The following is a 4,687-nucleotide window of genomic DNA, read 5'->3' on the forward strand; positions in this document are numbered from 1 at the left end:
TGTGGCAGGGGCTGTGGGGGCTGGTATAGGTTCTGGAGTGAGTGCTTCATTGGCTGGAGGTACGTTTGCAGGAGGGTTTATGAGTACCTCAGTGGCGGTTTCTTCGAGTTTTATAAATGGTGCTGCTATAGGGGCAGCCTCTGGCTTAGGTGCTGGATTTGTAGGAGGCTTTGGTAATGGATTAGTAGGAGGGCAAAATATCGGACAAGCCTTTGGTAGTGGTATAACTAATGGATTGATAGGAATGGCAATGGGAGGTGTTATAGGAGGTCTCTCAGGAGGTATAGATGCCGCTATTGACGGAAGACGTTTTTGGGACGGTGCTACACTTTTGGAAGAAAGATACTTGGCAAATCAACAATTGCCTTTAGTAAAACAACAAGGACAGTATAATTGTGCACCTGCTACTGGAGAATCTACAACAGGTATATCACAAACAAGATATCGTACTATTTTACATGGCGATCCTAATACAACACCAATAGATGTCAATAGTTTCAATAATGCGATAAAAAGTGAAACAGGTAGAAATGTTGTTAGGTTTACAAATTATTTACCTAAAGACAAAATTGGAGCAGAACAGATAGCAGGAATGATGAACAGAGGCAATCATTTCTATTTGATTTCTAATAGTTCACAAGCAGGTATTACTCACGCAACAGCTTTAAATAGTGTGTTTCTCAAAACTTATCAAAGGATATCAGGCAGTCTTTATTATAAAGTGATTTATCAAGCGATGGATCCTGCTATTGGAGCTTATACGACTATTAAGGCTAATTCTATGAAATATATATTTAAAATACAACCTTAATTGTATGAAAAAAATATTTTTAATATTACTTTTCTGTGTTTTTTATACTATAGAAGGGCAAGCGCAAAGAATCCTTTCAGAGCTTAGAAGATATGATTTAAAAGAAGTGGAACTAAGAACTATAAGAAAGGTGAAACGGAAATTGCGATTACCTAAAGAGCTTTCAGTAGGTACAATTCATTATTTTGTAGTTACTTTTTCTGAACATATGAGAAAAGGGAATCCTTGTTCAAGTAATGAATTGCTTAAATACCTAAAATTAGAAACTAATCCTATCGGTTTTGTCTATAACAGAAATAATTATGTGATATTAGCAAAAACAAGCTATAGAGGAAATGTTTTTAAAGAATACAGTCCTGATTATTTTAAAGAGTATTTATATATAAAGTTTTTTACTGAATTTAAACCTCAATACATATTTTTAAATTTAGACAGTCGTACAAAAAACACAATGTATCTTTGTTATAAAGACAATGAAATATTTATAGTATATTTATCAGATAATAATGAAAAGATAATTTGTACGCCACTATCTGATATAGAAGATTGTGATTGGTTAAACGCATCAGAAGGGTTATTTGATAAATTATGAAAAAGATTTTTTTTATAATATTATTGTTTTGTTATGCTGTTGAAGGAATATCACAAAATATTCTTTCAAAAGTTGCAAAGTATGATCTAAAGAAAATAGAGCAAAAAGCTATAGAATCATCTAAAAAGAAGTTAGGAATATCTAAAGAAACAACAATCGGAGCATTAGCTTACTTTATAGTGTTTTTTCAATATCAGACAGAAAAAAATAAAGAATGTTCAAGTACTGATTTATTAGAACACTTTTCACTGAGTAGAAATAAACCTTTCAAGTGTTATATCTATGATGAGGAAAATTGTATCTTAGCAACTACAGAAAAAGATAGAGTCCTGAAAAACTTCAATTCTGTATTTTATAAAGAATACTTATATATTGACTTTTTTACTTATTTAAAACCTGAATACATTTTTTATAATATAGATAGCCCTACTATCAATCCAATGTATTTTTGTTATAAGGATAGTGAAATATTTGTAATATATTTGTCTGATGATAATGAAAAATTAATATCTACTCCTTTATCAGAAATAAAAGATTGTAGTTGGTTAAATAGTTCAGAAAAATTTGAATGATAATATGCATTACAGAGGTATAATTTTTATAATATTTATTTATTCTCAAGGTTTTTTGTACTCTCAGGATACTATCAATATGATTGATAGGTTACATATCAAAAATGAGTTTAAAGAGTTAGAGGGTAGAATAGAGTATCTTGTGAGAAAAGCTAAGATAGTAAATGAAACAGAAGAAATTCAACAGTTTCATATATTTTTCTTAAAAAATACTTTATTCGCTATACCTAATTACAAAGCAGATAAAGAGGAATATTTGAATGGTTCTTTTTTGCAGTATTTGAAACCAAACTATTATAAAATTAGTCCCCAAAGACTTTGGCAAAAAAGGAAAAACTATTTAGATACTTCTACCTATATTATGGATATTAAAGGTAATTTGATTGCAACAGGAGATGCAAGACTTGTTTCAATAGCATTTGCATCATATTCTTTAATGATAAAAACAGCAAAATTTCTTTTTGAGAAGAAATTTGATTTTGTTTTTTATATGGGAGGGATTTATGGATATTTTATAACTATAAAGGAAGGCAAACTCTATGTAATTAGTGCTTTTGGTGGAGAAATAGAGATGTATGAATGGGGGTATTTTGTGAATAATTGTTTAGATAAAATAGTGCCTTCTCAGTTTATAGAAAAGAAGTAAAATTAAGTATAATGCCTTTGGCGAACGTTCACATTGCTATTACGGCAATGCTGAAGTAGAAAAAGCCAAACGCCCAATGCTTAAACACTACAGCCACGACGGTAGTACAGAAATCGTATGTAATAAAACGGATAACAGCACCAAGTTTATGTTTTATTTAGGAGGTGATGCCTATAGTGCCCCTGCTATACTCATTTCGGATGGTGAAGTGCAAAAGCTCTATTACTTACATAGAGATTACTTGGGTTCTATAGTAATGCTCACCGATGAGGACGGCAACATCGCTGAAAGAAGGCACTTTGACCCTTGGGGACAACCCATAAAAGTAGAAGATGGAGCGGGAAAAGTGTTACAAGGTTTAACTTTATTAGATAGAGGTTTTACAGGACACGAACACTTGCAAACTGTAGGACTTATCCATATGAACGGACGGTTGTACGACCCTGCGCTACACTGTTTCTTACAACCCGATAACTACGTACAAGACCCTTTTAACACGCAGAACTTTAATCGATATGGGTATTGCTTGAATAATCCGTTGGTGTATGTAGATCAGGATGGGGAATTCTTTTGGATTCCTGTAATTATAGGAGCTGCAGTAGGTGCTTATATGGGAGCTGTCCAGGCAAATAATGGGGAATTTAACCCATTTAAATGGGATTATAGTAGAGCTACTTGGATCGGTCTTGGTGGAGGGGCTCTCATTGGAGGACTTTCAGGAGGTGTTGGTGCTGCTCTTGGTGGAGCTGTTGCAGGAGGAACATCATTAGTTTCCTCAATGATAGGTGGTGCAGCAAGCGGTTTAATCTCAGGAGCTGGATTCTCTATTTTACCTGGTGGAGGAGGCAAGGTATTGCAAGGAATGGGAGTAGGTCTACTATCAGGTGCCATAGGAGGCTTAGTAGGAGGTGCTATTGGAAAAGTTTCTAATGTAGTATTAGGTAATTACAACATAACAAATCCTTTGCTTAAATCAGCTGTACTTGGTTTTGCTTCTGGAGCTGCAGGTGGATTTGCAGGAGGATTTATTGGTGGTTTTGTGCAAACAGGAAATTTAGAAGCTGCTTGGAAAAGTGCACTTTCAGGAAGTGGTACAGGAGCTGCTGTAGGGGCAATTTCCGCAATGGCTGGAAATTATATAGTAAACAGAAAACTACTAAAAGATGGTATAAGATTGAATAGAGAGTTAAATGCATTAGAATTTAATTCTGACTACGATTTTACGCCAGACCCTATGGGCGATAATGTAACGCTGTATAGAGGTACTACAGGTAGTGAAGGTAAAGGAAGTCCTTTGTTTATGACTGATAATGCTGAATATGCCCGTTCTTATATCAAAAATGGAGGAAGTCTTGTAAAGGTTACGATATCAAGATTTACTTTAAAGCAAATGATAGAGGGAGGAAATATAATAAAATATAATGGAGAACATGGCACAATGAATGGTTACGAATACCAAATACAACCTAAATACGTTCCTACTTTTATAAAATTGTTTAATAAATAAAATATTTATAAGTTATGTTTAATTTCTTCAAAACAAGATTAAAAAAGAAAAAAGAGAAAGAATTTTGTTGTGATTTATTTAAAAATTATTATTCTCTTAGAGATCAACAAGCTCCTAAGATTAGAATTGTAAAATTTGCTGAAAGATATTCGAAAAAAGAAATTGAATATTTTCCTATCAAAAAAGAAGAAAGGCTAAAGAAGATTATACAAATTAACAAACGAAGACGTTTTTTTATCTTTATAGATATATATGAGGTTTTCGATTTTTCAGAAGTAGTTTCAATACAAATTCATTTCTGTCCTTTTTGCGGCACTAATTTACATTCATTTTATAATGATGATATATATGTAAATGAATATGTAGATTGAAAAATATTTTGTACCTCTGCATCGTGACTTAAGTACATTGAAATATTATAGACACTAACTATGCAAGGCTCTTTGATGCCTGAGGCAAAGTGTTAAGCATCACTGACGGCAACCGCAATAAGTTAGAAAACTTACTACTTGACCGCGATTATACAGGGCACGAGCATTTGGCAAGCGTAGGTTTAATT

General features: G+C 33.0%; 5 protein-coding genes and 1 pseudogene. All 6 read left to right on the top strand.

Translation table 11 applies throughout. From position 1 onward, the window contains the following. Positions 1-811, top strand: a pseudogene (locus I7X29_RS15020) (sugar-binding protein); the annotation flags it as partial. Positions 812-815: 4 nt separating this feature from the next. Beyond that, positions 816-1,403, top strand: a complete 588-nt coding sequence (locus I7X29_RS15025) for a hypothetical protein (protein WP_198475848.1) — start codon at positions 816-818, stop codon at positions 1,401-1,403. Continuing rightward, the gene (locus I7X29_RS15030) at positions 1,400-1,975 is read left to right on the top strand and encodes a hypothetical protein (RefSeq protein WP_088593730.1); all 576 of its coding nucleotides are present in this window, start codon (positions 1,400-1,402) and stop codon (positions 1,973-1,975) included. The genes I7X29_RS15025 and I7X29_RS15030 overlap by 4 nt, the downstream gene beginning before the upstream one ends. Positions 1,976-2,054: 79 nt before the next feature. Beyond that, a complete protein-coding gene (locus I7X29_RS15035) occupies positions 2,055-2,621 on the top strand; it encodes a hypothetical protein (RefSeq protein WP_198475850.1) in 567 nt (188 codons plus the stop codon). 76 nt (positions 2,622-2,697) lie between these two features. Further along, positions 2,698-4,128, top strand: a complete 1,431-nt coding sequence (locus I7X29_RS15565; protein ID WP_225883792.1) for an RHS repeat domain-containing protein — start codon at positions 2,698-2,700, stop codon at positions 4,126-4,128. A 14-nt stretch (positions 4,129-4,142) separates the two neighbouring features. After that, positions 4,143-4,499, top strand: coding sequence for a hypothetical protein (locus I7X29_RS15045; protein WP_088593910.1), 357 nt, complete (start codon positions 4,143-4,145; stop codon positions 4,497-4,499). The last annotated feature ends 188 nt before the right edge of the window (positions 4,500-4,687 follow it).

Source organism: Capnocytophaga periodontitidis (assembly GCF_016126015.1).
Lineage (GTDB): Bacteria > Bacteroidota > Bacteroidia > Flavobacteriales > Flavobacteriaceae > Capnocytophaga > Capnocytophaga periodontitidis.

What these genes read in the sequence shown, in the direction of transcription:
- I7X29_RS15025 (WP_198475848.1), top strand. Translation starts at nt 816, where the DNA reads ATGAAAAAAATATTTTTAATATTACTTTTCTGTGTTTTTTATACTATA.
- I7X29_RS15030 (WP_088593730.1), top strand. Translation starts at nt 1,400, where the DNA reads ATGAAAAAGATTTTTTTTATAATATTATTGTTTTGTTATGCTGTTGAA.
- I7X29_RS15035 (WP_198475850.1), top strand. Translation starts at nt 2,055, where the DNA reads ATGATTGATAGGTTACATATCAAAAATGAGTTTAAAGAGTTAGAGGGT.
- I7X29_RS15565 (WP_225883792.1), top strand. Translation starts at nt 2,698, where the DNA reads ATGCTTAAACACTACAGCCACGACGGTAGTACAGAAATCGTATGTAAT.
- I7X29_RS15045 (WP_088593910.1), top strand. Translation starts at nt 4,143, where the DNA reads ATGTTTAATTTCTTCAAAACAAGATTAAAAAAGAAAAAAGAGAAAGAA.